Raw genomic sequence first — 22,097 nt, 5'->3', positions numbered from 1 at the left:
CCCTAACCCTCTCCCGGAGGGAGAGGGGACAGACCGTGCGGTATTACTTAAACAACGCGTGCACGTTGTTTTGTTTGTAGTTCAGCGTCGGATCGAGTTCTTCCATGGCGAAAGAGAGCGCCAGATAACGGCCCGCCATTAGCTCCGCGAAGTGCGTTTTGATCAGCGCAAACAGCATTTCACCGACCTCTTTCCGGCTTTCCAGGCTGCGCCCCGCGCCAATCTTCAGCGTCATATGCACAAAGGCGTAATCGTGCTTACCGTCTGCCATCTGCCAGGTGTCCAGCCAGTGGGCGCGGCTGCGGATGCCGCCGATGGGGAAGATGCCCGTGGCGGCGAGCGCCTCGTTCACTTTGGCGAACAGCCCTGGCAGGTCGGCCTCTTCGCGGATGTTGTCGGTACATTCAGCAATAAAGTGCGGCATGGTGGCTCCTTACGCGGGCAGCGGGAAAACGGCGTTGACCTGGCCGGTGCCGGAGCTGGCGAACAGCTCGGTGAGAAACTCCACCTTACCGTCGTATTTGTCCCAGCCGAGCATCCCCAGCAGCATCACCGTGTCGTGCATATTGCCCTCGCCGTAGCAGTAGTCGGCGTACTCCGGCAGCATGCTGCAAAACTCCTTGAACTGACCCTCGCGCCACAGCTTCACCACGCGCTCGTCCATCTGACGGTCAAACTCGCGGGTGTAGCTGTTCATCCCTTCCTCCGCACGCTGGTCGTCGATAAAGCGGTGCGAGAGCGAGCCGCTGGCAAGCACCGCCACGGTGCCGTCGTATTTTTCGATGGCACTGATGATGGCCTCGCCCAGCCTGCGGCTGTCGGCGAAGTCGTGAACCGTGCAGAACGCCGAGATGGAGATCACTTTGAAGTGCTTATCCGCGTTCATGTAGCGCATCGGCACCAGCGTGCCGTACTCCAGCTTCAGGCTCGGGATGTTGTGCGCCTTGGCGCGAACGCCAAGCTTCACCGCTTCGTCGGCAATCAGCTGGCCGAGTTCCGGGTTGCCGTCGTAGTCGTAGGTCATGTCGCGAATAAAATGCGGCAGCTCGTTGCTGGTGTAGACGCCCGAAAAATGGTCCGCGCAGTTGATGTGATACGCGCTGTTCACCAGCCAGTGGGTGTCGAAGACGATAATGGTGTCCACGCCCAGCTCGCGGCAGCGCTTGCTGATCTCTTTATGCCCGTCGATGGCCGACTGGCGGCAGCCGTGGTTTTTGCCCGGCAGTTCAGAGAGATACATTGACGGAACGTGTGTGATTTTTGCTGCTAAGGCTAATTTTCCCATGATCAGATCCCCCACTTTGGAATCGGATGGTCACCCATGGAGATACAGACGTTCTTCATCTCCGCGAAGACCTCGAAGCTGTACTCGCCGCCCTCACGCCCGGTGCCGGAGGCCTTCACGCCGCCAAACGGCTGGCGCAGGTCGCGCACGTTCTGGGTGTTGACGAACACCATGCCCGCTTCGATGCTGCGCGCCAGACGCAGCACTTTGCTAACGTCCTGGGTCCAGATGTAAGATGCCAGGCCGTACTCCACGTCGTTCGCCAGGCGCAGGCCTTCCGCTTCATCCTTAAACGGCAGCAGGCAGGCCACTGGCCCGAAGATCTCCTCCTGCGCCACGCGCATGCGGTTATCGACATCCGCCAGCACGGTCGGGCGCAGGAAGTTGCCGCCTTTCAGGTGCGCAGGCAGATCGGTCGGTTTGTCCGGGCCGCCCGCCAGCAGGGTTGCCCCCTCTTCAATGCCGAGGCGGATGTAGCCGGAGACTTTTTCCCAGTGCTGCTGGCTGATGAGCGCGCCAATCTGGGTGTTCGGATCGGTCGGGTCGCCCACGCGCAGGCGGTTGGCGCGCTCGGCAAAGCGTTTGACGAACTCCGGGTAGATGCTCTGCTGGATGAAGATGCGCGAGCCGGCGGTGCAGCGTTCGCCGTTGATGGAGAAAATGGTGAACAGGGCGGCGTCCAGCGCGCGCTCGATGTCTGCGTCTTCGAAAATCAGCACCGGCGATTTGCCGCCCAGCTCCATGGAATACTTCTTCAGCCCGGCGTTTTTCATGATGTTGCGCCCGGTGGCGGTACCGCCGGTGAAGGAGACGGCGCGCACGTCGTGATGGCGCACCAGCGCGTCGCCTGCCGTCGCACCGTAGCCCTGCACCACGTTGAGCACGCCCGCCGGAATGCCCGCCTCCAGCGCCAGCTCGCCCAGACGGTCAGCGGTCAGCGGGGAGAGTTCAGACATCTTCAGCACCGCGGTATTCCCTAAGGCCAGGCACGGCGCGACCTTCCAGGTGGCGGTCATAAACGGCACGTTCCACGGCGACACCAGCGCGCAGACACCCACCGGCTGCACCAGGGTGTAGTTGAGCATCTTGTCGTCGACCGGGTAGGTTTTGCCGTTCATCTGCTGGCACACCTCGGCGAAGAACTCGAAGTTGTGCGAGGCGCGCGGAATGAGCACGTTTTTGGTCTGGTGGATCGGCAGGCCGGTGTCGGCGGTTTCCATCGCGGCAATGTCCGGCACGTTCTGGTCAATCAGATCCCCCAGGCGACGCATCAGGCGCGCGCGCTCCTTCATCGGCAGGTTGGCCCATTTCGGGAACGCCTCTTTGGCGGCGGCAACGGCCTGATGGATTTCGGCTTCGCCGCCGGAGGCCACTTCTGCCAGCACCTCGCCGGAGGCCGGGTTGGTGGTGTGGAAGTACTCACTTCCGGCGACGTTTTTACCGTTGATCCAGTGGTTAATCTTTTTCATTTTGCAGTCTCCTCACTGACAATTCGGTTTACCAGACGGCCTACGCCTTCCACTTCCACCACCACCTCATCGCCCGGCACCACGTCGGACAGCCCCTTCGGCGTGCCGGTGGCAATCATGTCGCCCGGTTGCAGGGTCATGAAATCACTCAGATACGCAATCAAGTAAGGGATGCTGAAGATCAGGTCTGCCGTGGTGCCTTCCTGACGCAGTTCACCGTTGACGTAGGTGCGAAGACGAAGGTTGTGCGGGTCAGGAATGGCTTCTTTTGGCACTACGTTCGGGCTGATGGGGGTCAGCCCGTCGCGGCTTTTCACCCGCAGGTTCGGGCGATAGTAGTTTTCGAGATAATCGCGGATGGCGTAGTCGTTGCACACCGTATAGCCCGCCACGTAGTCCATCGCCTCGGCTTCGCTGACCTTGCGCGCGGTTTTGCCGATGACCACCACCAGCTCGGCTTCGTAATGCATGTATTCAATGTTGTTTGGGCGCACCGAGGTCTGGTTGTCGCCGTTAAAGGTGTTTGGCGCTTTGATAAATACCAGCGGCTCGGTGGGCGGTTTGAAGTCCAGCTCGCTGGCGTGATCGGCGTAGTTCAGGCCGAGGGCGAACAGCGTGGCGTGCGGCGGCTTGCGCGAAGCGATGGCAACGTCGCGTTCCTCCACCACCGGGTTTTCCAGCGGCGGAAATCCTTCTGCCAGAATACGTACCCGATCGCCCGGGCGAACTTCGACGCGGCTTTGCGGAGTGCCGAGCAATATCGCATCGCCGGGGTTCAGGGTGGCAAATTCGCTCAGGGCGCTCAGCAGTTCGGTGGCGTTGCGGTGCAGATCGGCCGTGTTCCAGTGGTCCGCTTCGCGGCCGTTGATGTCGGTGATGATGGTCAGATTATCCACGTTATCAACGGCGACAGGTTCGCCGAGCGGGCAAAATCCATCCCGGCATTTGGCCTTGATCGCCGGACGGTAGAAGCTCTCTTCCGGCAGGCTGATTTCGTTAGCCAGCGCGTAGCCGGCGATGTACGCCGCCGCCTCTTCAACGCGTACTTTGCTGGCGGTTTTGCCCACCACCAGCGCCACCGTCGCGCCGCTTAACACGGTTTCTCCCTGCGGGAAGGGAATCGGTTCGCCTGCGCGGATAACAGTGTTATGTGGCTTGATAAACCACACCGCCGTTTTTGGCGGCGCGTTATAGGGGGCTTTTTCAAACGCCTCAGCCCAGGCCACACGCTGGCTTTGGTGGTTTAGCGCTACGGCAAAAACAGTACCTTTCATTCCCATACTCCTCAAACCGGCTGTTCGGTTTTGATTTCATTAATATGTTAATGATCTGGTTTTATGCTTTTGCTGTTCGTTTCGCAATCAGAAGTGAATAATTTGTGATGCAAATAACAATAAATTTACATAAAAGGTTGAATCTATATTTAAATCAATAGGTTAAAAAAATAGCTTTGTTTCTGTTAGACTTTTTGGGTTAAAACGTGTTGTCGTCTATAAAAGCATCTGTTTTTAATTGTTTATTTGTTAATGATGTAAGGGGTAGATGATGCATGACTCATTAACCATCGCGCTGTTGCAGGCGCGTGAAGCGGCGATGGGCTACTTCCGCCCGATAGTGAAGCGGCATAATCTGACCGAGCAGCAGTGGCGTATCGTCCGCGTGCTGGCCGAGCATCCCTCCATGGATTTTCACGATCTGGCGTTCCGCACCTGCATTTTGCGCCCAAGCCTGACCGGCATTCTGACGCGGATGGAGCGCGACGGTCTGGTGCTGCGCTTAAAACCGGTGACTGACCAGCGCAAGCTGTACGTGTCGCTGACGAAAGAAGGCAACGCGCTGTACCAGCGTGCTCAGGCTCAGGTGGAAGAGGCGTACCAGCAGATAGAGGCGGAATATACGCCTGAGAAGATGAAGCAGCTCACGGCGCTGCTGGAAGAGTTTATTGAACTTGGAAACCGACATATCGCCGCGAGGGACGAAGCGTAAAAACCCTAAATTCCAGGATGATTTTCGTAAAGTTTTCTCATGCCAGGCCGAATATTCTGTATCTGCCTGAGGAAAGAGAAAACATGTTAAACCGAATCAAGATTGTCACCAGCTTACTGCTGGTTTTAGCGATATTTGGCCTTTTACAACTCACGTCTGGTGGTCTTTTCTTCAATGCCCTGAAGCATGACAAAGAGAATTTCACCATCCTGCAAACCATTCGCCAGCAACAATCCACCCTGAACGGTAGCTGGGTGGCGCTGCTGCAAACCCGTAACACCCTGAACCGCGCGGGTATCCGCTATATGATGGATCAGAACAATATCGGCAGCGGCTCAACCGTCGCCGAGCTGATGCAGATTGCCTCTGCGTCTCTGAAACAGGCGGAAAAAAACTGGGCGGATTACGAAGCGCTGCCGCGCGACCCGCGTCAGAGCGACGCTGCGGCACTGGAAATCAAACGTAATTACGATATTTACCATGGCGCGCTGGCTGAGCTGATCCAGCTGCTGGGGGCGGGCAAAATCAATGAGTTCTTCGACCAGCCGACCCAGAGCTATCAGGATGGCTTTGAGAAGCAGTACGTCAACTACCTGCAACAGAACGACGCGCTGTATCAGACCGCGGTTGAAGACAGCAACAGCTCTTACCGCCAGGCTATCTGGGTGCTGATTAGCGTGCTGGCTGCGGTGCTGGTGGTGATTGTTGCCGTCTGGCTGGGTATTCGTCAGGCGCTGATTTCGCCGCTGAACCGTCTGATTGACAGCATTCGTCATATCGCCAGCGGCGACCTGGTGAAGCGCATCGACGTGGAAGGCTCCAACGAGATGGGTGTACTGGCTGACTCCCTGCGCCATATGCAGGGCGAGCTGGTGCGTACCGTGGGTGACGTGCGTAACGGCGCAAACGCCATTTACAGTGGTGCGAGCGAAATCTCGATGGGCAATAACGATCTCTCATCCCGTACCGAACAGCAGGCTGCCTCTCTGGAAGAGACCGCCGCCAGCATGGAACAGCTGACTGCCACCGTGAAGCAGAACGCCGAGAACGCCCGTCAGGCGAGCAACCTGGCGCTGAGCGCGTCTGAAACCGCGCAGAAAGGCGGCAAGGTGGTGGATAACGTGGTGCAGACCATGCGTGACATCGCCGGCAGTTCGCAGAAAATCGCCGATATCATCAGCGTGATCGACGGGATTGCCTTCCAGACCAATATTCTGGCGCTGAACGCGGCGGTAGAAGCGGCGCGTGCGGGCGAGCAGGGGCGTGGTTTTGCGGTGGTTGCAGGTGAAGTCCGAAACCTGGCGCAGCGCAGCGCCCAGGCGGCTCGCGAGATCAAGAGCCTGATTGAAGACTCCGTGGGGCGCGTGGAAATTGGTTCAACGCTTGTTGAAAGCGCGGGTGAAACCATGGGTGAGATCGTGAATGCGGTAACGCGCGTGACGGATATCATGGGCGAAATCGCGTCTGCGTCTGACGAGCAGAGCCGCGGTATCGACCAGGTTGGGCTGGCGGTGGCTGAGATGGATCGCGTGACCCAGCAGAACGCCTCGCTGGTGGAAGAGTCTGCGGCGGCGGCCGCGGCACTGGAAGAGCAGGCGAGCCGTCTGACGCAGGCCGTTGCGGTGTTCCGTATTCAGCAGGAACAGATGAAGGCGCGCGAGTTCGCCTCGGCGAAAAGCGTTGCCGCACCGGTAGTAGCGCGTAAACCGGCTACCGCAGATGCGGGCGATAACTGGGAAACGTTCTGACGCTGTGCGTTTTGCCGGGTGGCGGCTGCGCCTGACCCGGCCTACGGATTGTGCGTTTTGCCGGGTGGCGGCTGCGCCTGACCCGGCCTACGGGATGTGCGTTTTGCCGGGTGGCGGCTGCGCCTGACCCGGCCTACGGGTTGTGCGTTTCGCCGGGTCGCGGCTACGCCTTACCCGGCCTACGGATTGTGGGTTTTGTCGGGGGCGGCTTCGCCTTACCCGGCCTNNGTAGGCCCGGTAAGCGCAGCGCCACCGGGCGATTTTACAGAGGCAGGCGCATGGCGCAGCGGGAACCATACGCTAAACCGTGCGCCGTCTCTTCCTCGCGTTTCTGGCGCAGTTCCGGCGTCAGCGTTGTCATCATTTCAAACCCTAATCGCCTGTAGAAGGGCGCATTCCACGGGACATCACGAAACGTCGTTAACGTCAGCGAGTTCAGCCCCAGACTGCGGGCATGCGCGGCGGCGCGGGCGATTAACTGGCGTCCGAGACCTCGTCCCTGCCAGTCCAGGTGAACCGACAGTTCCACAATAAACAGCGACGATGGATGAGCTTCGGCGAGGATAAAACCCACGGGCCTGTCGTCAGCCAGCGCCAGCCAGCTTAATCCGCGTCCGGCGTAACCGAGGTGATCTTCAACAGAAATAACCTCATTGTCTGCCAGCCAGGCCAGCTCAGGAACGTCGCGAAACCGCTGCCCCGCCGCGCGTTCAATGGCGGGCAGGGCAGCGACGTCGTCGATGCGCGTCGGGCGAAGAGTGAACGCCGTCATCAGCCAGCGCTGCTCACAATTTTAATCTCCACCATGCCGATCCCCAGCTTGCGCGGAGCGTGACCGAGAATATTCCCTTCGTTAGTGGACTGCGGATCGGGTGGCACAATGACCAGCGTATTGCTGCGCGTTGGGTTATCGAAGTGCAGCGTGCTGGTGGTGACGTCATTGCTCAGCGTCAGCGTCTGTTCTTTATCACCGACGCGCACCGGTATAGGACGATTTGCGTTGGGGCCAAATGCCCTGGCGGTGATCACCAGATCGAATTTCTCCGGCAGCGGATGGGTATACTCAATTTTCACCTCATCGCCCAACTGCGCGTTAGACCAGCGCCCCCAGGATTCCGGCCGTGAAATACCGCTGAACTGCTTCACCTCTTCCGGCGCGCCGGCAACATTAAAGATGAAGCTGTCTGCTTTATAACGAATGTCGTTGTCGACGATTTTCAGCAGGTCTACGTTGCGCTGATAGCGTGCGGTATCAATAATCGTATCTTTAAACGCGGTTTTTCCCTGCCACTGCGGTTTGTCAACGTGTTGCACGGTCTGCTCGCCGCCGAGTTGCCCCTGAGAGACGCACCAGTCGGTGGACAGCGACAGCTGTTGCGACCAGAGCTGGCCCATTTTGTAGCATTTGTCGACCCAGACGAAATTATCGCGCGGGGCAAATTCCGCCAGTTGGAAGCGCAGTGGCGCGGAGTATTCGCTTTCCGGCAGCGGCTCGACGCGGTTATCCGACACGCGCAGCAGCAGCGGCAGGCGGAAATGGCTGCCGGAGAACGCGATCATTTTTTTATCCTGATCGATGGTGAAATCTTTTATCTCTTTCGGGAAGTTCCACAGACGAATGATATCCGGCTTCCAGGCGAGGATTTTTTCCTTCATGTTGAGGAAGATTTCCGACAGGGACTGGCCCGACAGCGTACTGCGGCCCAGGCCAATGAAGTTATCGCCACCCAGAATATCCAGCACGGTAGCGCCGTTATCCATCGAGTTACGTTTAGCGGCAATGATCTCCTGCTGCGGTTTATCGCCGCGCAGCACAAAGAACAGGTTGCTGCGATCCAGCTTATTCAGCTCATCCCAGGCGCTGTTTTTCATCGCCAGATGGTCAGATGAGACGACGATGACCGTATTTTTGAAATACGGCGACGCTTTGATTTTCTCGATTAACGCCGCGATATGCTCCTGGCTACAGGTAACGGCGCTGAACGACTTGTTGTTTTTACCGTCAATGTCGTAGCCCTGACGTTTACAGGTGCGTGAGACGAAACCATCCGGATGATGCGTGTCAACGGTCAACGCAAACAGCGAGAAACGTTTACTGGCGCGGGAAAGCTCCTCGAATTTCTTCCAGGTTTCATCCAGAACGGTATCGTCGTAAAAGCCCCAGTCGTTGCGGTAGGCCGGATCGGCCACCGTGGTTTTCAGCTCTTCGGAACCATACAGGTGATCGAAACCGTGGGATTTCAGGAACACATCTTTCCCGGCAAAGCGCAGGTTAGCGCCCTGCATAAAGTAGTTTTCATAGCCCGAATTTTTCAGGATATCGCCGAGGCAAATGTTCTGCGGGAAGAAGCTCGACATTGAGGCGGAGGCGTTGCCTTCAAACGGGGCGAACAGCGGAATGCCGCACTGAGAGGCCACCATCCCGGCGATGGTGTAATCCGTGCCAGGGAGCTGCATGGTGTGGCTGAAGTCGAGGCCCTGGTTTTTCAGCGCGCCAAGCTCTGGCGTCAGGTTCGGGAAAGCATCGTTATCAAAATAGGTGCGTTCCAGACTTTCGCCGTAGATATAGACCAGGTTGAGTCTGGGATTGTCGATCTTCTTCGAGGGTTCTTTGTAATAGGCCGCAAAGTCCGGATCGCCATCGCGCGACTGGGATTTTACCAGCTCGGTAATTTGATGGAATGCCGGGCTGGCATCCACGGAGGCCAGCGCCAGGCACAGCGCCAGCAGGCTGTAGCCATGATGATGCGGACGGTGACGGCGACGGCGCAGAACCCAGGCCAGCGTGGCGAAGATGCCCACCAGGGCGACCACCAGCCCCAGGCCCGGAAGGATGTACTTACCTACACCAGCGCCGGTCAGGCTGTTGGTCAACGTGTAGAGCACCGCGTCGTTAATACCGTCGCCGGTAAAGTAATCGCTGGCATATAACGTAATGTTTAAAACAATAAAAATGCCGAGCACCACCAGGGTGGCCACAAACCACCAGGTGTGACGACCAGCTTTCCAGGCATAAACGCCGATGGAAGCCAGGAAAAGGACAAGGGACATTAACTCTGACAACAGCAGATCCTCATCATGCCGGACGCTTAGCCGGCTAATTGCTTATTTTTTGGGTAATACAATGTAATTGCGATGTCGCTTAGCTGCAATTTTAGTGTCACGAAAGTGTGCTGTTGTTAGGATTTGGTTTATAAAATCGGATTTTTGAATACAGTCGCATCGTGGCACACGGAGGCTGAGGTGGTGGCAGGGGGTAAAAAAACGCACTTCACGCCGCGGTGTAAGACTAACGTAATAAACCCGGCGTGTTGTGGCAGAAAATGGGAGGCGATCAGGAGAGGAAATTAATGCCTTGTTTCAACACCAGATCGCAGGCTTTCGTTTTCACCTGTTTCGCCAGAGATGAATTTCCAAGGGTGCTGAGGTTCAGCTGCTGGCCATTTTGCGCGTTCAGCAGACCCTGAATACCGTCCATATAGTTGGTGTCCGCTTTCTGCTCCTGGGTGTCCAGACCCAGTTTACCCAGTACCTGGTTTTTGATGTTTTCGGTATCGGTAACGGAAGCCAGTTTCTGCTTCGCGCAGTATTCCAGAATGCCCGCCGCGTTGTTCATCGTTCCGGCGCTCAGGCTTTGGGAGCTGTTACTCAGCAGGCCGGTGAGGGACGAGGCTGTCAGCCCGCCTTGGGAAGTGCCGCTCTCTTTGGTTAACTCACTTGCTGCGCTGGAGAGCGACTCCTGCCATGATGCGGCCTGCGCTGCGCCAGTCACCAGCAGGGCGCCAGTAAGGATGCTGATAAGGAACTGTTTTTTCATAATGATTTACTCAACAAGGTCCGTTTTGGGCCAAAAGTGGGTTCAGTATATACCTCTGCTCTTCCGGTGCTCCCTGGAAATATCTTAATACTCTTTGCCGGTGACGCGGCTGCGATAGCTGTCCCAGTCGAAGATGACGTACAGGCTGTTACCCAGCTTCATGCGATCCATCACCCGCTCGCCAAGAAGTCGGGTCATCTCGTCGATATTGTGGTTCGTCAGCATACCGGTCGGGCGTTTTGACGACGAACGGCGATCGACAATCTGATTGATGATCACTTTTTCGTAGCGGGACTCCGTCTGGACGCCGATCTCGTCGATGACCAGCAAATCCACGTTACTCAAATCATTCAGCAGCTGTTCTTCGCTGGTTTCGCGGTTACTGAAGGTGTCCTTCATGGCGGACATAATATCGGCCACGGTGATAATCAGCACTGACTTCCCGCGCAGCAGCAGCTCGTTGCAGATAGCGGCCGCAAGGTGATTTTTCCCCGTGCCGGGTTTTCCGCTAAAGATGAAGCTGGCAATGTTGCCGTCAAATTCATCCACGTACTGGCGCGCCTGGTTGAGGGCGTTCATCTGCCCCTGTGACTCGACCTTATAATTCTCGAAGGAACAGTTCTGGTGCAGAGGGCGAATGCCCGAGCGGTTAAAGGTGCGCTGCATTTTCATCGCGCGGTTTTCGCGGGCGAGGGCAGCCGCGCGAATTTTACCTTGCTCTTTTTGCCATGCCAGCAGCTCTTCACCGGTGGTGAAGGCGGGCTTCACGTTTGCGGGCATCATCTTCTGCAAACGTTTCATCAGGTCGCCGACGTTTTTCATTTCGCACCTCGGAATCCATCAGGGATTTTTTTGTCCGGTTCTGAAAAGGCATTGATATCACGTTTTGGCTGGCCATTGTTGCTGGCGCGGTTGATTTGCAGACTGCGCGCGAACTTTTGCTGCCACTGAACATGGTGGAAGACTTTTCCTTCAGCCTGCCAATAAGCGGTAAAGGCCGCCAGCTCTTCTGGCGTCGCGGGCTGCGCGAGGGCTATTCCCCATAAGGCCGCCTGCCGCTGAAAATCGGCGTCCGGCTGCCAACCGGCGTACATGGGAAATTTCCCCATTGGAACGGCCACCGGGGCGCTGGCGGGTTCGTCAAAAAACTGATTATCCAGCATGACATCGCTCGCCGGACGCGACAGCTTCGCTTCAATTTCCAGAAGCTGCGCCAGACGTTCCGGCGTGACCGCATAAAACGCCGGGGCGTTGTCGGCAAATACCGCGAGCGTGCCGCCTTCGGCGTGCGTCAACACACCGCGAGGATCGCGCATAAAGGCATCAATGCCAGCAATGCTGGTAGTCAGGATTCTGGAGGACATAACACTTTCTCAACTGATTACTACGGACGTGATTGAGGGTTATGGTAGCACAGAGAGAGGGGGAGGAAAGGAGAGGATTTCCCCGGCGGCGTTACGCTTACCGGGGCTAAAATCACAGGCGGCAGTTTACGCGATGATGTTCAGCGTCACGTCGATATTGCCGCGCGTCGCGTTAGAGTACGGACAGACGATATGCGCTGCATCCACCAGTTTTTTGGCTTCCGCTGCGTCCATCCCTTCAACGTGGATGTTCAGCTTCGCTTCGATACCAAAACCGGTTGGCAGCGGGCCAATCCCCACTTCGCCTTCAATAAAGGCGTCTTTTGGCAGAGCGAATTTGTCGCGTGCCGCAACGAACTTCATTGCGCCCAGGAAGCAGGCGGAGTAGCCCGCAGCGAACAGCTGTTCAGGGTTGGTTACTTCACCCCCCATGCCGCCCATCTCTTTTGGCACACCCAGTTTGACATCCAGAACGCCACCGGAAGACGTTGCGCGGCCATCACGGCCTCCGGTTGCTTTGGCTTTGGCAGTGTAGACAACTTTTTCTAAAGACATGGCAGGTTCCTCATCTTACGTTTATATGCACTATTAAATAGCGCGCGATGTATTAAGTTAGAATCAGACGCGTAAAGTATAGCCTTACGCGCGATGAAGCTGTTGGCGCAAAAGTTCGAGCTGTTGCTTGAGCGCCAGCATGGTGTCGGTATCACACTGCGCTGCACAGCCCACGGCGTGGGGTATCTTCACGGCCTGCTGTTGCAGCGCCCGACCCGCGTCGCTCAGGGTGACGGCGACCTGACGCTCATCCTGACGGGAACGCTGGCGGAAGATTAATCCTGCGCTTTCCAGGCGTTTCAGCAGGGGAGTCAGCGTGGCGGAATCCAGGAACAGCCGCTCGCCAATGTCTGACACCGTGATATCATCCTGCTCCCACAGCACCAGCATCACAAGGTATTGCGGGTAGGTCAGGTTAAGCGGCGCCAGCAGTTGCCGGTACAGCTTGTTAAGCGCCAGATTTGCCGAATAGAGGGCAAAACAGAGCTGGTTATCCAGCAGAAGCGCGTTGGTGGTGTCGTTCGTTTTTGCGTCCATGAAATGAATATAGATAGCGCACGATACAATTGCAAGCGATTTTATTATACGCGTGGACGTTTGCGGTAAAGCCATAATCCGGGGATCGACAGGCCGATGGAGAGCGCGCCCACAATCGACGAGGCTTTAAGGAAATTGCTCAGAAGCAGGATCATCTGCGGTTCGCTGTAGCCAAAGTGGCTGATTTTGACGGCGGAGATCATCGCCGTATAGGCTGAAATGCCCGGGAACATAGGAATGACTGCCGCCACGGTGAACACTTTAGGGTGCGCCAGATACCAGCGGGACCACTGAATACCGATGCTGCCGACCAGCATGGAGGCGATAAACGTCGACCATTCGATATTAAAGCCCGAGGTCATCATGATCATACGTGAGCCGTGGCCAATGGCACCCAGCAGCGCACACCAGGGTAATGCACGCTGTGGGACGTTAAACACCATCGCAAAGCCAACGGCGGGAAGGGCTGCCAGGAGCATGTCCTGCGCCAGTGTGAGCAGAAAATCCATCACGCCCATCCGCGTAACCCCCAGAGTGTCATGGCCATTACCACCCCGATACAGGTCGCCAGCGTCAGCAGGCTGGCTATCGCCCAGCGCGCCAGACCGGTGTTGATGTGGCCTTTGAACATATCAGCGACGGCGTTGATTAAGGGAAAACCCGGCACCAGCAGCAATACGCTGGCGGCCATCGCAACAGTAGGCGTGCTGGCGAAGTAAGGCTGGCGCAAAAGCAGGCCGGATACGGTTGTCGCCACGAACGCCGTGATGCAGAAGTTAATTTGCGGATGCAGTTGCCTGTGCGTCAACAACTGGCGGACATACATCGCGATGCTGCTGGCAAAGAAGGTCACGACAGCGCCGTCCCAGCCGCCCGCGTTGAGCTTGCAGAAGCAGGCGCAGGAGAGTCCCACCATCAGCACAACCAGCCAGCGTGGATACCGGAGAGGTTTGATCTGGTTGAAGCGTTTCTCTATCTCCCTCAGATCGAGCAGCTTGTGTTCAGCAAGGATCACGATGTGCTGCACTTCCGTCACGAGGTGCATGTTAATGCCGCGGTCATGATTTTTACGGGTGGAGGTCAGGCACTGTCCGTCTTTAATGGTGGTCAGCACAATGGCATTTGACGAGATGGAGCTCTCAACGCTGTCCATCCCCAGCGCCAGCCCAAGGCGTGTGGAAAGTTCTTCCACGAGGGCGCTTTCTGCCCCGTGTTGTAAGAGAAAAAGCCCGCACTGAATACATAGCCGCGTGGTAGCACGTTGCGTAGACCGATCTGCCTGCATGAAACGCCCTGAAGAGAAGAGAGATTGCTTACTTTTAACACAAAGGGCAGGGCCCTTTGCGCTGGGCCAGATCAACATTTGTGCAATCAGTCGCGTGAGCAGGGGGAGAAAACCGCACTTTCTATTTATTTAATGAATATAAAAATAGAGATTTATAAAGACAATATATTAAGTATTTCTAATTTCATATTTTCAATCTTTTCACGCAATCTTAATTAAAGTTTTGTGGTCTTTATGCGATATTAAGCCAGTATTGGGCGTTTCTTAACCCATGTGACATTTCTTCTGATTTGCGAGTATTAAGCCGTTTTGTACTGAGGGATGCAAGCGTGTTTAAACTCGTAGGGTTAGTTCGTTCTTAAATAATGAATTTATGACAGGGAGGGTCTATGTTGCCATTGAATGGTAAACACGGAGTGGTGATTAGTAGAGTGCCGGTCATGCAAAATGGGCTAGGTGGCGTCATGACGCGTCATTTTCCTGATTTTGAAATAACGTACTGCCGTTCGATGCAGGAGTTGACGCTACTACAATTGCGTCGCGCTGGGGTCGTTATTGCCGATATTTCAGGTGAGTATCGTAATCCTCGCGGCACGTTTGAGCAGTATTATGGATTAATGAATCAGTATCGGGACATTCACTGGATATTCCTTGTCTCGCGTCCCCTTTATCCACTTGCAGTAGAGCTTCTTATGCGTCCGGAAAGCACGCTGCTTTCGGATATGGAACCGATCGAAGGCGTTATTAACGCTATTCGCGCGGGCAGTGAACGTGCCGAGCGAATAAGCCAGACGTTATTAATACCGGAAACGTCCGATATTGAAGAAGAGAGTGAGCAAATGATTGCACTCACCCACTCTGAACGCAAGGTGTTGCGTTTATTAGGTAAAGGTTGGGGAATCAACCAAATAGCCACGCTGCTGAATAAAAGTAATAAAACGATCAGTGCACAGAAAAACAGTGCAATGCGCCGCTTATCACTTCGCAGTAATGCCGATATGTACGCGTGGATAAGCAGTACCCAGGGAATGCGAGAACTCAGTTTAATGTCGGCTTATGGAGAGTTTGAGGAATGGAAAAGACCACTGCAACAAGACATATCGCCGTCATCGAAAGCTGCTCAATGAGCGCTGTAGGGCTGAAGCATCTCTTTGCGATGCCCGCCCTAAGCCATTACCAGGTGCACCTGTTTAGCAGATTCGCCAGCTTTAAAGCGGCGCTCTCGGATATCTCATTCTATGCGGTTATCTATTCACTGTCCGATGAGCGTAAAGAGCGGAGAAACTGTCTGGCCTGTTTACGGGATCTCACCTTCACCCACAGCGACGTCCAGCGTATCGTGCTCGCCTCTGACGAAATGGAGGCGAGGCTGGTCAGCCATCTTTCGCCTTCTCGCTTGCATGGGATAATCAGTAAATCGGTTCCGCTAAAACAGCTAATGGAGGGGCTGGAGACATTACTCAGCGAAACGCATCAGGTGAATGACAACATGTACAATCACTGGTGTGTTAGCCAGAATCGTATGTTAAGCCCAACCGAAAGGGCAATACTGCGTTATATGTCATCGGGTTTTTCAATCCCTGAAATTGCGGCGCAGCTTGAACGCAATATTAAAACCATCCGGGCGCATAAGTTTAATGCAATGGTAAAGCTGGGCGTCAATTCTGACGTGGGATTACTGGATGCGGCGGATATCCTGGCGCATCTCCCTGCCCGGGAAGTGCGTCGTTCAGCTCTCACCGTTCCTTCATTCTCTCAGCGTTAAGTGGTGCGCCAGAGTTCTTCTGGCGCAACGTTTAAATGCAGACATCGACCCATTTTGCTGCGGTCAGCTCCGCCATTCTGTCGGGCGATATACGCACCGCACTGTGGATGGCACCCGCTGCGGGTAACACTTCCGCGTACTGTTTTAATGTGATGTCACAGTAAACAGAGAGCGGATTTTCCAGTCCGAAAGGGCAGACGCCGCCAACAGGATGACCCGTCAGGGTGACTACCTCATCGCTGCTGAGCATGCGGGCTTTTGCGCCGAATGTCTCTTTAAGCTTTTTGTTATCCAGACGCGCATCGCCTTTTGCAACCACCAGAATCACGTCATTTTTAATTTTCAGTGACAGCGTTTTGGCAATTTGGCCGGGTTCAACGTTGTGCGCGGCAGCAGCAAGGGCAACAGTCGCTGTGCTTTGGTTAAGCTCAATGATCTCTATATCCGGAGCGTGTTCGGCAAAAAACTGTTGTACAGACTGCAAACTCATTGATTCCTCCTGACAAATATCCTGCGTAATCTGTCATAAGAATTTAGTCGCTGTAAATATCCCTTAAGTAACAAATATCCGTCAGGGGCGATTTCTGGATCGCCTTCACATTCACAGAAACCGGTTACAGTAACCGGTTGCAGAGCGTGATGCAGAGATTAATACTAAGTGTGTAACTTCCCCTGTATCTAATAATAAGAGCTAATTATGAAACCATTCCGTTTGAGCAGTACCGCAGGTACACGATCCGGCAAGGTTGTGACGCTGATGTATGGAACAACGTGTGACGTGAGAGCGTCCAAAACGAACGTCTGACAGGAGATCTGCTATGTCTGCCAACCACGCTGCATTTAATCTGATTTTCCGCTTCGTTGAAAATTATGTCAGCCCTATTGCCGGGCGCATCTCTTCCCAGCGTCACGTTATGGCTATTCGTGACGGGTTTATCTCAGCGATGCCGTTTATGATTGTAGGCTCGTTTTTATTAGTGTTCGCTTACCCGCCTTTTTCGCCTGATACCACCTGGGGTTTTGCTCGCGCCTGGCTGGATATGGCGAAGCAGTTTGAAGGTCAAATTCTGACGCCGTTTGATATGACAATGGGGGTGATGTCCCTTTATATCTGTGCGGCTATTGCCTACAACCTGGGCAAACATTACGTTAAAACGCATCAGCTGGATCCGTTCATGTGCGCGATGCTGTCGCTGATGGCGTTCCTGCTGGTCGCCGCCCCTAAAACCAAAGGCGCTTTACCGGTGGATAGCCTGGGAGGGACCGGTATTTTCACCGCGATTCTGGTGGCGATCTATTGCGTTGAGATGATGCGTTTCCTGAAAGCACACAATATCGGGATCCGCCTGCCAGACCAGGTACCGCCGATGATCAAAAACTCGTTTGACCTGCTGATCCCGGTGCTGGTGGTGGTGCTCACGCTCTACCCGCTGAGCCTGCTGATCCAGTCGCAGTTCGGTATGCTGATCCCACAGGCCATCATGTCGATATTCAAACCGCTGGTCTCTGCGGCTGACTCGCTGCCTGCGATCCTGCTGGCGGTGCTGATTGGCCACCTGCTGTGGTTTGCCGGGATCCACGGCGCGGCGATTGTCTCCGGGATGCTGCAAATGTTCTGGCTGACAAACCTGGGGGCGAACCAGACCGCGCTGGCGGCGAGCCAGCCTTTGCCACACATCTTTATGGAAGCCTTCTGGACGTTCTTTATCGTTATCGGCGGATCGGGGGCGACGATGGGGCTGGTGTTCTGCTATCTGCGTAGCCGCTCCGCGCACCTGCGCTCCATTGGACGTCTGAGCGTGGTACCAAGCATTTTCAATATCAATGAACCGGTGATTTTCGGTACGCCGATTGTGATGAACCCGGTGTTCTTTATTCCTTTCCTGCTGGCGCCGATGGTTAATGCCGTGCTGGCATGGGCAGCGATGAAGTTTGATCTGATTGGCCGCGTGATTTCCGTTGTGCCGTGGACGGCACCGGCTCCGGTTGGTGCCGCCTGGGCGCTGGGCTGGGATTTCCGTGCAGCCATTCTGGTGCTGGTTTTGGCCTGCGTTTCCGCCATTATCTATTTCCCGTTCTTCAAGGTGTACGAGAAACAGTTGCTTCAGCAGGAAGCGGAAGAAGCACAGCGTAATGGAGAAGAGGAAAATCAGCAGGTCGCTTAGGTAAAAGCAAAACGGCAACGCAGGTTGCCGTTTAATGACCGCCAGAGCCGTATGTTCCCCCTCACCCCGGCCCTCTCCCTCAAGGGAGAGGGGGCCGTCTGTGCAGGCATTAGCCCTGCGGGAGAGGGGGCCAGACTACTTAAGCGTGCAATCGCCACACTGCTGCACGTCCGGCAGACGGTAGCGCTGACAGCAGGTACGACGTACCAGAAGTCCCTCACGCGGAACCACGGTGCGGTAAAGAGGGTTGTCCCGTCCATCCGACAGCTGTCTGGCAAAGAAACAGCTCTGACGCAGTGCATCCACTTTCTCGTCGCCGAGCAGCGGCTTCATCTCCGTTAAATACCAGTGGATAAGATACCCGGTATTACTCCAGATCAGTTTGCCGTTAATCTCTCCCGTCGCTTCCAGCGCATCAATGACCGGAACCAGCGCTCTTGTAATCAGCCGTTCCATACGCGCCTGCGCTGACAGGTGTCTCGCGCTCGGATCTTCATGTACATCAATCCAGAAACAGGCAGCGCGCCCGGTTTCATGAAACTCAACATGGAAATGTTCCGACGAGAGATCGAGCATCGTTTCCTGGGTCAACAGGGCCAGCATGACAGGCGGCACCATCAGCCCGATATACCACTGTGCCCAGAGGGATAACAGCGGTTTGTTTTCCCGCGTCAGGGTAGGTTGGTTACGATAAATATGGTCGGAATAGGTTGCCAGCAGTGACCGCAGCTCCGCAGGGCGTTGCCACTCAGTCAGCGTCAGAGCATGATGCGGCGGTGCTTCATCCAGTTTGATGAAATCCAGCAGATGGGCGCGCGTTACGGCAATTTTTTCCCGAATGGCATCCGCAAGCGTCGTTTCCCCGGCGGAGAGTGGAGCTCGCCAGAGCAGGGGCTCAACGATGTGTGCGGTACGAGTCGCCATAGTGTGGATTACAAATCTAAATGATAATGATTGCCAATCCTAACTATAGATAAAACCGAGCGCAAGCGTTTTATCCTGGCGCTGTGAAGGCGGTTTCAGGCGGTATGAAGCTCTTCGCTCAGCAGAATGCTGTTACGTCCCATATGCTTGGCTTCATAGAGGGCTTTATCGGCTTTCGCCAGCGCGCCCTCAACGTCTTCACCTTCGAACATGGCGATGCCGATGCTGATGGTCACGTTAGTGGCGACGCTTTCGTTAAACATATGGGGGATTTTAAGATCGTAAACCTTCTGACGTATGCGTTCAGCCGTCTGTCGCGCTTGCTCCAGCGGGATGTTACTCAACAGCACCATAAATTCTTCCCCGCCAAACCGGGCGACAACATCGCGTGAGCGCACGGCGTCGCGTATCGCAGCCGAGACCCTGATCAAGGCCTGATCGCCCATCATATGGCCATAATGGTCGTTGTAGGCTTTGAAGTGGTCGATATCCATCAGCAGCACGAAGTGCTCGCCAGCGTCAGGCCTGGGAAGATTCTCCAGCCGGCTTTGCAGCCCGCGACGGTTATATAGGCCGGTGAGCGGGTCCATCATGCTGAGATCGGTCAGGGTTTCGCGCTCCTCCAGCAGTTCGGAAAGCAGCTCCTGGGCGAAACGGTCATTGCGCCGCTGAAGAACATGATGGATACCAATGGCGACCACCGGCAGCGCGAAAAAATAGGCCATTCTCAGCCAGTTTTCGGACGGACTAAGCCACAGGCAGGATATAAAAGCGGGAAATGAATGTAACGTAAAGGCTTTAATATTACTTGCGAACGCCAGAGACCCTATAAAAAGAACTGTTAATAGCGCCATCATTAAATAGGTCGCGTGATCGTGCGTGATTAACAGAAATTTAGAGACGATCTGCCAGGCCCATAAAAGACCAAAAATAGCTGAAACAACAGGGATATTTATTTTTCGCGTGCTGTTTTTCCAGTGCCAGATAAGTAAGCCTGTGCTGATAGTCAGTACGGCAAAGAGCGGGACTGATAACACACGCACGGAATAGAGAGGGTTTGTTACCGAGAACAATGCTGATGCGGCGTTCAGAAATAAAAACAAACGTAAAGATAGCTGATATTTCTTGTTGACTAAAGACAGCCAGGATTGTGATGTCATATGCGTGCGTTTTTATTAAAACTCAATTAAAACAATGAGCAAGGTGTTGTTGTGTAATATTGGGCGCTACAAAATTGAATTTTTATTATCAGAAAAACTTTATCGGAAGTTAACAGGTGGGCAATTTATCACCTTACACATTCTCTGTCATTATGGGAAAGCAATTGCTGGCGCAATTTCTTATGTCGCATGCTGACAAGTGATAATTACTATCATATGATACTGGTTATCATTATCAGTGCGAGAGGTGAAACCATGTTGAGCAAAGCGCTGGGAAGTGGGTGGGGAATATTACTGCCTGGTTCCATTATCGGTGGGCTAATGTTTGCCGATCTCCCCATTGATGTCTGGAAAGCAATGATTGTTTCAGGCTTGCTGGTGACATCCGCAATGATCTGGCACAAACAGTTACGGCATTACGTGCTGCTGCCATCATGCGTTGCGCTAATCAGTGGACTGCTGGTGATTCTGATGAGTTTGAAATAAAAGGGAAAAACAGGAGGCACTGCTGAGGGGATGTAAGATAATTGGTGCGAGGGGGGGGACTTGAACCCCCACGTCCGTAAGGACACTAACACCTGAAGCTAGCGCGTCTACCAATTCCGCCACCTTCGCACAGTCATCTTACTGGTTTGATATCGCCTCGTTGGTGCGAGGGGGGGGACTCGAACCCCCACATCCTAAGGACACTAACACCTGAAGCTAGCGCGTCTACCAATTCCGCCACCTTCGCCCAGTGCGAGCAATATCAACGTGATTTATGGTGCGAGGGGGGGGACTTGAACCCCCACGTCCGTAAGGACACTAACACCTGAAGCTAGCGCGTCTACCAATTCCGCCACCTTCGCATACCATCGACACTGTAAAAGTATCGTAACCACGGAGGCGCATTCTAGATGTTTTCAGCTTTACGTCAACAGAAAATTGCGCACGTTGTTTTGATTGCTGCAAAAATGGGCGATGGCAGCGTCAGCCATCGCCGGACCGGGGGTTTACTTTTTCGCCTGGCGCGTCATCACGGTGCGATAGACCTTAAAGCGGCCCGTCTGGGCGATCACTTCGTGGAAGCCAAAGGTTTCATCCAGCACTTTCGGGTACGCGAGGAAGGCGTTCGCTACGATACGCAGCTCACCGCCGCTGTTGAGGTGACGGGTTGCGCCACGGATCAGCGTTTGCGCCGCTTCAAGGCTGGTCTCCATTCCGTCGTGGAACGGCGGGTTAGAGATGATCATGTCAAAGCGACCGGTCACGTCGGAGAAGACGTTGCTGGCAAACACGTCACCTTCTATGCCATTCGCAGCAAGCGTGGCGCGGCTGGCTTCTACTGCCGGGGCGCTCACGTCACACAGGGTTAAACGCACTTTTGGTGAGTGGCTGGCGAGAACCGTTGACAGCACGCCCGCGCCACAGCCGACGTCCAGCACCTTGCCCTTGGTGTGAGGCGTCAGGGTGGACAGCAGCAGCTTGCTGCCCGTATCGAGCGCATCACGACTGAACACGCCCGGCAGGGTTTTAATGGTCAGGCCGTCAAGCTGGTACTCGTCCCAGAAGGCGTCGGCATCGAAGGTGGTCTGTTTTTCCAGACGACCATGGTACAGTCCGCAGCGACGGGCGCTGTCGATTTTCGTCAGCGGCGCCCAGGCTTCGAGCATCTGCTCTGCGCTACGCACCCCGCTGCGGTTCTCACCGACAACAAAAATATCGCAGCCGACCGGCAGCAGAGAAAGCAAGTTCATCAGCTGGAACTGGGCTTCCGGCTTGTTTTTCGGCCAGTAGTAAATGAGCGTATCGCAGTCAGCAATATCGCTCTGCTCCGCCGCCAGGCTAAAGCGCGCGCGCTCGCCCATCTGGCGGCTCAGCACCTGCCAGTGGTGATAGTACTGGGTGTGAGCACGGCTCTCAGCACAGTCGAAACGCGCGGGCAGGTCATCCTGCATATCTCCGGCAAACAGAATACGGCTTTCTTCGAAATCATCACTGTGACGCAGCAAGACTTCACTTGCCGGGGTAAATGCAGACATGAATTGTTCCTCAATA

23 protein-coding genes and 3 tRNA genes are annotated in these 22,097 nt (G+C 55.0%); 6 read left to right on the top strand and 20 right to left on the bottom strand.

Annotated features, from left to right (window positions below):
* Positions 1-43: 43 nt before the first annotated feature.
* The 4 genes from IM290_RS00910 to hpaG are packed head-to-tail and all read right to left on the bottom strand — an operon-like array spanning position 44 to position 4,028.
* Entirely contained in the window at positions 44-424 is a 381-nt protein-coding gene (locus IM290_RS00910) for a 5-carboxymethyl-2-hydroxymuconate Delta-isomerase (protein ID WP_077580065.1), read from the bottom strand.
* 9 nt (positions 425-433) lie between these two features.
* Positions 434-1,285 carry a 3,4-dihydroxyphenylacetate 2,3-dioxygenase gene (hpaD, locus tag IM290_RS00905; RefSeq protein ID WP_033486716.1) on the bottom strand — a complete coding sequence of 284 codons (852 nt, stop codon included), beginning with the start codon at positions 1,283-1,285 and terminating at the stop codon, positions 434-436.
* A gap of 2 nt (positions 1,286-1,287) precedes the next feature.
* A complete protein-coding gene (gene hpaE, locus IM290_RS00900) occupies positions 1,288-2,754 on the bottom strand; it encodes a 5-carboxymethyl-2-hydroxymuconate semialdehyde dehydrogenase (RefSeq protein WP_023303046.1) in 1,467 nt (488 codons plus the stop codon).
* Positions 2,751-4,028 (bottom strand): 4-hydroxyphenylacetate degradation bifunctional isomerase/decarboxylase, encoded by a 1,278-nt coding sequence (gene hpaG, locus IM290_RS00895; RefSeq protein ID WP_193042024.1) that lies wholly within the window; start codon positions 4,026-4,028, stop codon positions 2,751-2,753. The genes hpaE and hpaG overlap by 4 nt, the downstream gene beginning before the upstream one ends.
* A gap of 271 nt (positions 4,029-4,299) precedes the next feature.
* Between hpaG and hpaR the strand changes: the two genes are divergently transcribed.
* Both hpaR and tsr read left to right on the top strand, forming a co-directional pair.
* A complete protein-coding gene (gene hpaR / locus IM290_RS00890; RefSeq protein WP_017383846.1) occupies positions 4,300-4,740 on the top strand; it encodes a homoprotocatechuate degradation operon regulator HpaR in 441 nt (146 codons plus the stop codon).
* An 83-nt stretch (positions 4,741-4,823) separates the two neighbouring features.
* Positions 4,824-6,488, top strand: coding sequence for a methyl-accepting chemotaxis protein (tsr, locus tag IM290_RS00885; protein ID WP_017383845.1), 1,665 nt, complete (start codon positions 4,824-4,826; stop codon positions 6,486-6,488).
* 262 nt (positions 6,489-6,750) lie between these two features.
* On the opposite strand, the gene IM290_RS00880 is transcribed toward tsr, so the two are convergent.
* From IM290_RS00880 to IM290_RS00840, 9 genes are all read right to left on the bottom strand, one after another.
* A complete protein-coding gene (locus IM290_RS00880) occupies positions 6,751-7,260 on the bottom strand; it encodes a GNAT family N-acetyltransferase (RefSeq protein WP_032103061.1) in 510 nt (169 codons plus the stop codon).
* The gene (opgB, locus tag IM290_RS00875) at positions 7,260-9,551 is read right to left on the bottom strand and encodes a phosphatidylglycerol--membrane-oligosaccharide glycerophosphotransferase (protein ID WP_193042025.1); all 2,292 of its coding nucleotides are present in this window, start codon (positions 9,549-9,551) and stop codon (positions 7,260-7,262) included. Before opgB ends, IM290_RS00880 begins: the two co-directional genes overlap by 1 nt.
* A 271-nt stretch (positions 9,552-9,822) precedes the next feature.
* Complete coding sequence (locus IM290_RS00870) at positions 9,823-10,305, bottom strand: DUF2501 domain-containing protein (RefSeq protein WP_193042026.1); 483 nt, start codon at positions 10,303-10,305, stop codon at positions 9,823-9,825.
* Positions 10,306-10,389: 84 nt separating this feature from the next.
* Positions 10,390-11,127 carry a DNA replication protein DnaC gene (gene dnaC / locus IM290_RS00865; RefSeq protein ID WP_003856580.1) on the bottom strand — a complete coding sequence of 246 codons (738 nt, stop codon included), beginning with the start codon at positions 11,125-11,127 and terminating at the stop codon, positions 10,390-10,392.
* The gene (dnaT, locus tag IM290_RS00860; protein ID WP_003856579.1) at positions 11,124-11,669 is read right to left on the bottom strand and encodes a primosomal protein DnaT; all 546 of its coding nucleotides are present in this window, start codon (positions 11,667-11,669) and stop codon (positions 11,124-11,126) included. The genes dnaC and dnaT overlap by 4 nt, the downstream gene beginning before the upstream one ends.
* 126 nt (positions 11,670-11,795) lie before the next feature.
* The gene (locus tag IM290_RS00855) at positions 11,796-12,224 is read right to left on the bottom strand and encodes an organic hydroperoxide resistance protein (RefSeq protein WP_176608773.1); all 429 of its coding nucleotides are present in this window, start codon (positions 12,222-12,224) and stop codon (positions 11,796-11,798) included.
* A gap of 84 nt (positions 12,225-12,308) precedes the next feature.
* On the bottom strand, positions 12,309-12,761 hold the full coding sequence (locus IM290_RS00850; RefSeq protein ID WP_193042027.1) for a MarR family winged helix-turn-helix transcriptional regulator: 453 nt from the start codon (positions 12,759-12,761) through the stop codon (positions 12,309-12,311).
* 44 nt (positions 12,762-12,805) lie between these two features.
* A complete protein-coding gene (locus IM290_RS00845; protein ID WP_193042028.1) occupies positions 12,806-13,279 on the bottom strand; it encodes a threonine/serine exporter in 474 nt (157 codons plus the stop codon).
* A complete protein-coding gene (locus tag IM290_RS00840; RefSeq protein ID WP_193042029.1) occupies positions 13,270-14,046 on the bottom strand; it encodes a threonine/serine exporter ThrE family protein in 777 nt (258 codons plus the stop codon). The genes IM290_RS00845 and IM290_RS00840 overlap by 10 nt, the downstream gene beginning before the upstream one ends.
* A gap of 389 nt (positions 14,047-14,435) precedes the next feature.
* On the opposite strand from IM290_RS00840, the gene IM290_RS00835 reads away from it, so the two are divergent.
* Entirely contained in the window at positions 14,436-15,173 is a 738-nt protein-coding gene (locus tag IM290_RS00835; RefSeq protein ID WP_193042030.1) for a LuxR C-terminal-related transcriptional regulator, read from the top strand.
* On the top strand, positions 15,170-15,811 hold the full coding sequence (bglJ, locus tag IM290_RS00830; protein ID WP_045344441.1) for a DNA-binding transcriptional activator BglJ: 642 nt from the start codon (positions 15,170-15,172) through the stop codon (positions 15,809-15,811). Before IM290_RS00835 ends, bglJ begins: the two co-directional genes overlap by 4 nt.
* 31 nt (positions 15,812-15,842) lie before the next feature.
* Here bglJ and IM290_RS00825 read toward each other — a convergent pair whose 3' ends face one another.
* Complete coding sequence (locus IM290_RS00825; RefSeq protein WP_003856572.1) at positions 15,843-16,301, bottom strand: YbaK/EbsC family protein; 459 nt, start codon at positions 16,299-16,301, stop codon at positions 15,843-15,845.
* Between the two features lie 328 nt (positions 16,302-16,629).
* On the opposite strand from IM290_RS00825, the gene IM290_RS00820 reads away from it, so the two are divergent.
* Positions 16,630-17,976, top strand: coding sequence for a PTS cellobiose transporter subunit IIC (locus tag IM290_RS00820; protein WP_003856571.1), 1,347 nt, complete (start codon positions 16,630-16,632; stop codon positions 17,974-17,976).
* A 135-nt stretch (positions 17,977-18,111) separates the two neighbouring features.
* Here the strand turns inward: IM290_RS00820 and fhuF are convergent, their stop codons facing one another.
* Both fhuF and IM290_RS00810 read right to left on the bottom strand, forming a co-directional pair.
* A complete protein-coding gene (gene fhuF, locus IM290_RS00815; RefSeq protein ID WP_003856570.1) occupies positions 18,112-18,900 on the bottom strand; it encodes a siderophore-iron reductase FhuF in 789 nt (262 codons plus the stop codon).
* A gap of 95 nt (positions 18,901-18,995) precedes the next feature.
* On the bottom strand, positions 18,996-20,060 hold the full coding sequence (locus IM290_RS00810; RefSeq protein ID WP_003856569.1) for a GGDEF domain-containing protein: 1,065 nt from the start codon (positions 20,058-20,060) through the stop codon (positions 18,996-18,998).
* Positions 20,061-20,276: 216 nt separating this feature from the next.
* Here IM290_RS00810 and IM290_RS00805 point away from each other — a divergent pair, with 216 nt between their 5' ends.
* Entirely contained in the window at positions 20,277-20,546 is a 270-nt protein-coding gene (locus IM290_RS00805; RefSeq protein WP_026080652.1) for a DUF1435 domain-containing protein, read from the top strand.
* A gap of 42 nt (positions 20,547-20,588) precedes the next feature.
* On the opposite strand, the gene IM290_RS00800 is transcribed toward IM290_RS00805, so the two are convergent.
* The 4 genes from IM290_RS00800 to rsmC all read right to left on the bottom strand — a co-directional run bounded on the left by IM290_RS00800 (position 20,589) and on the right by rsmC (position 22,081).
* Positions 20,589-20,675: transfer RNA gene (locus tag IM290_RS00800), tRNA-Leu, on the bottom strand.
* Positions 20,676-20,707: 32 nt separating this feature from the next.
* Positions 20,708-20,793: transfer RNA gene (locus IM290_RS00795), tRNA-Leu, on the bottom strand.
* Between the two features lie 28 nt (positions 20,794-20,821).
* Positions 20,822-20,908 (bottom strand) — tRNA-Leu (locus IM290_RS00790).
* Positions 20,909-21,052: 144 nt separating this feature from the next.
* Complete coding sequence (gene rsmC / locus IM290_RS00785) at positions 21,053-22,081, bottom strand: 16S rRNA (guanine(1207)-N(2))-methyltransferase RsmC (protein WP_015572609.1); 1,029 nt, start codon at positions 22,079-22,081, stop codon at positions 21,053-21,055.
* Positions 22,082-22,097 lie beyond the last annotated feature (16 nt).

Origin of the sequence: Enterobacter cloacae complex sp. S1 (assembly GCF_014930525.1) — a bacterium.
Classification (GTDB): Bacteria; Pseudomonadota; Gammaproteobacteria; order Enterobacterales; family Enterobacteriaceae; genus Enterobacter; species Enterobacter hormaechei_C.
The sequence above is the reverse complement of the archived record's forward strand: the minus strand, read 5'-3'. Positions and strand labels throughout refer to the sequence as shown.

Bases quoted from the DNA above. Each gene is read 5' to 3' on its own strand.
- IM290_RS00910 (WP_077580065.1), bottom strand. From the start codon at position 424: ATGCCGCACTTTATTGCTGAATGTACCGACAACATCCGCGAAGAGGCC.
- hpaD (WP_033486716.1), bottom strand. From the start codon at position 1,285: ATGGGAAAATTAGCCTTAGCAGCAAAAATCACACACGTTCCGTCAATG.
- hpaE (WP_023303046.1), bottom strand. From the start codon at position 2,754: ATGAAAAAGATTAACCACTGGATCAACGGTAAAAACGTCGCCGGAAGT.
- hpaG (WP_193042024.1), bottom strand. From the start codon at position 4,028: ATGAAAGGTACTGTTTTTGCCGTAGCGCTAAACCACCAAAGCCAGCGT.
- hpaR (WP_017383846.1), top strand. From the start codon at position 4,300: ATGCATGACTCATTAACCATCGCGCTGTTGCAGGCGCGTGAAGCGGCG.
- tsr (WP_017383845.1), top strand. From the start codon at position 4,824: ATGTTAAACCGAATCAAGATTGTCACCAGCTTACTGCTGGTTTTAGCG.
- IM290_RS00880 (WP_032103061.1), bottom strand. From the start codon at position 7,260: ATGACGGCGTTCACTCTTCGCCCGACGCGCATCGACGACGTCGCTGCC.
- IM290_RS00870 (WP_193042026.1), bottom strand. From the start codon at position 10,305: ATGAAAAAACAGTTCCTTATCAGCATCCTTACTGGCGCCCTGCTGGTG.
- dnaC (WP_003856580.1), bottom strand. From the start codon at position 11,127: ATGAAAAACGTCGGCGACCTGATGAAACGTTTGCAGAAGATGATGCCC.
- dnaT (WP_003856579.1), bottom strand. From the start codon at position 11,669: ATGTCCTCCAGAATCCTGACTACCAGCATTGCTGGCATTGATGCCTTT.
- IM290_RS00855 (WP_176608773.1), bottom strand. From the start codon at position 12,224: ATGTCTTTAGAAAAAGTTGTCTACACTGCCAAAGCCAAAGCAACCGGA.
- IM290_RS00850 (WP_193042027.1), bottom strand. From the start codon at position 12,761: ATGGACGCAAAAACGAACGACACCACCAACGCGCTTCTGCTGGATAAC.
- IM290_RS00845 (WP_193042028.1), bottom strand. From the start codon at position 13,279: ATGGGCGTGATGGATTTTCTGCTCACACTGGCGCAGGACATGCTCCTG.
- IM290_RS00840 (WP_193042029.1), bottom strand. From the start codon at position 14,046: ATGCAGGCAGATCGGTCTACGCAACGTGCTACCACGCGGCTATGTATT.
- IM290_RS00835 (WP_193042030.1), top strand. From the start codon at position 14,436: ATGTTGCCATTGAATGGTAAACACGGAGTGGTGATTAGTAGAGTGCCG.
- bglJ (WP_045344441.1), top strand. From the start codon at position 15,170: ATGAGCGCTGTAGGGCTGAAGCATCTCTTTGCGATGCCCGCCCTAAGC.
- IM290_RS00825 (WP_003856572.1), bottom strand. From the start codon at position 16,301: ATGAGTTTGCAGTCTGTACAACAGTTTTTTGCCGAACACGCTCCGGAT.
- IM290_RS00820 (WP_003856571.1), top strand. From the start codon at position 16,630: ATGTCTGCCAACCACGCTGCATTTAATCTGATTTTCCGCTTCGTTGAA.
- fhuF (WP_003856570.1), bottom strand. From the start codon at position 18,900: ATGGCGACTCGTACCGCACACATCGTTGAGCCCCTGCTCTGGCGAGCT.
- IM290_RS00810 (WP_003856569.1), bottom strand. From the start codon at position 20,060: ATGACATCACAATCCTGGCTGTCTTTAGTCAACAAGAAATATCAGCTA.
- IM290_RS00805 (WP_026080652.1), top strand. From the start codon at position 20,277: ATGATACTGGTTATCATTATCAGTGCGAGAGGTGAAACCATGTTGAGC.
- rsmC (WP_015572609.1), bottom strand. From the start codon at position 22,081: ATGTCTGCATTTACCCCGGCAAGTGAAGTCTTGCTGCGTCACAGTGAT.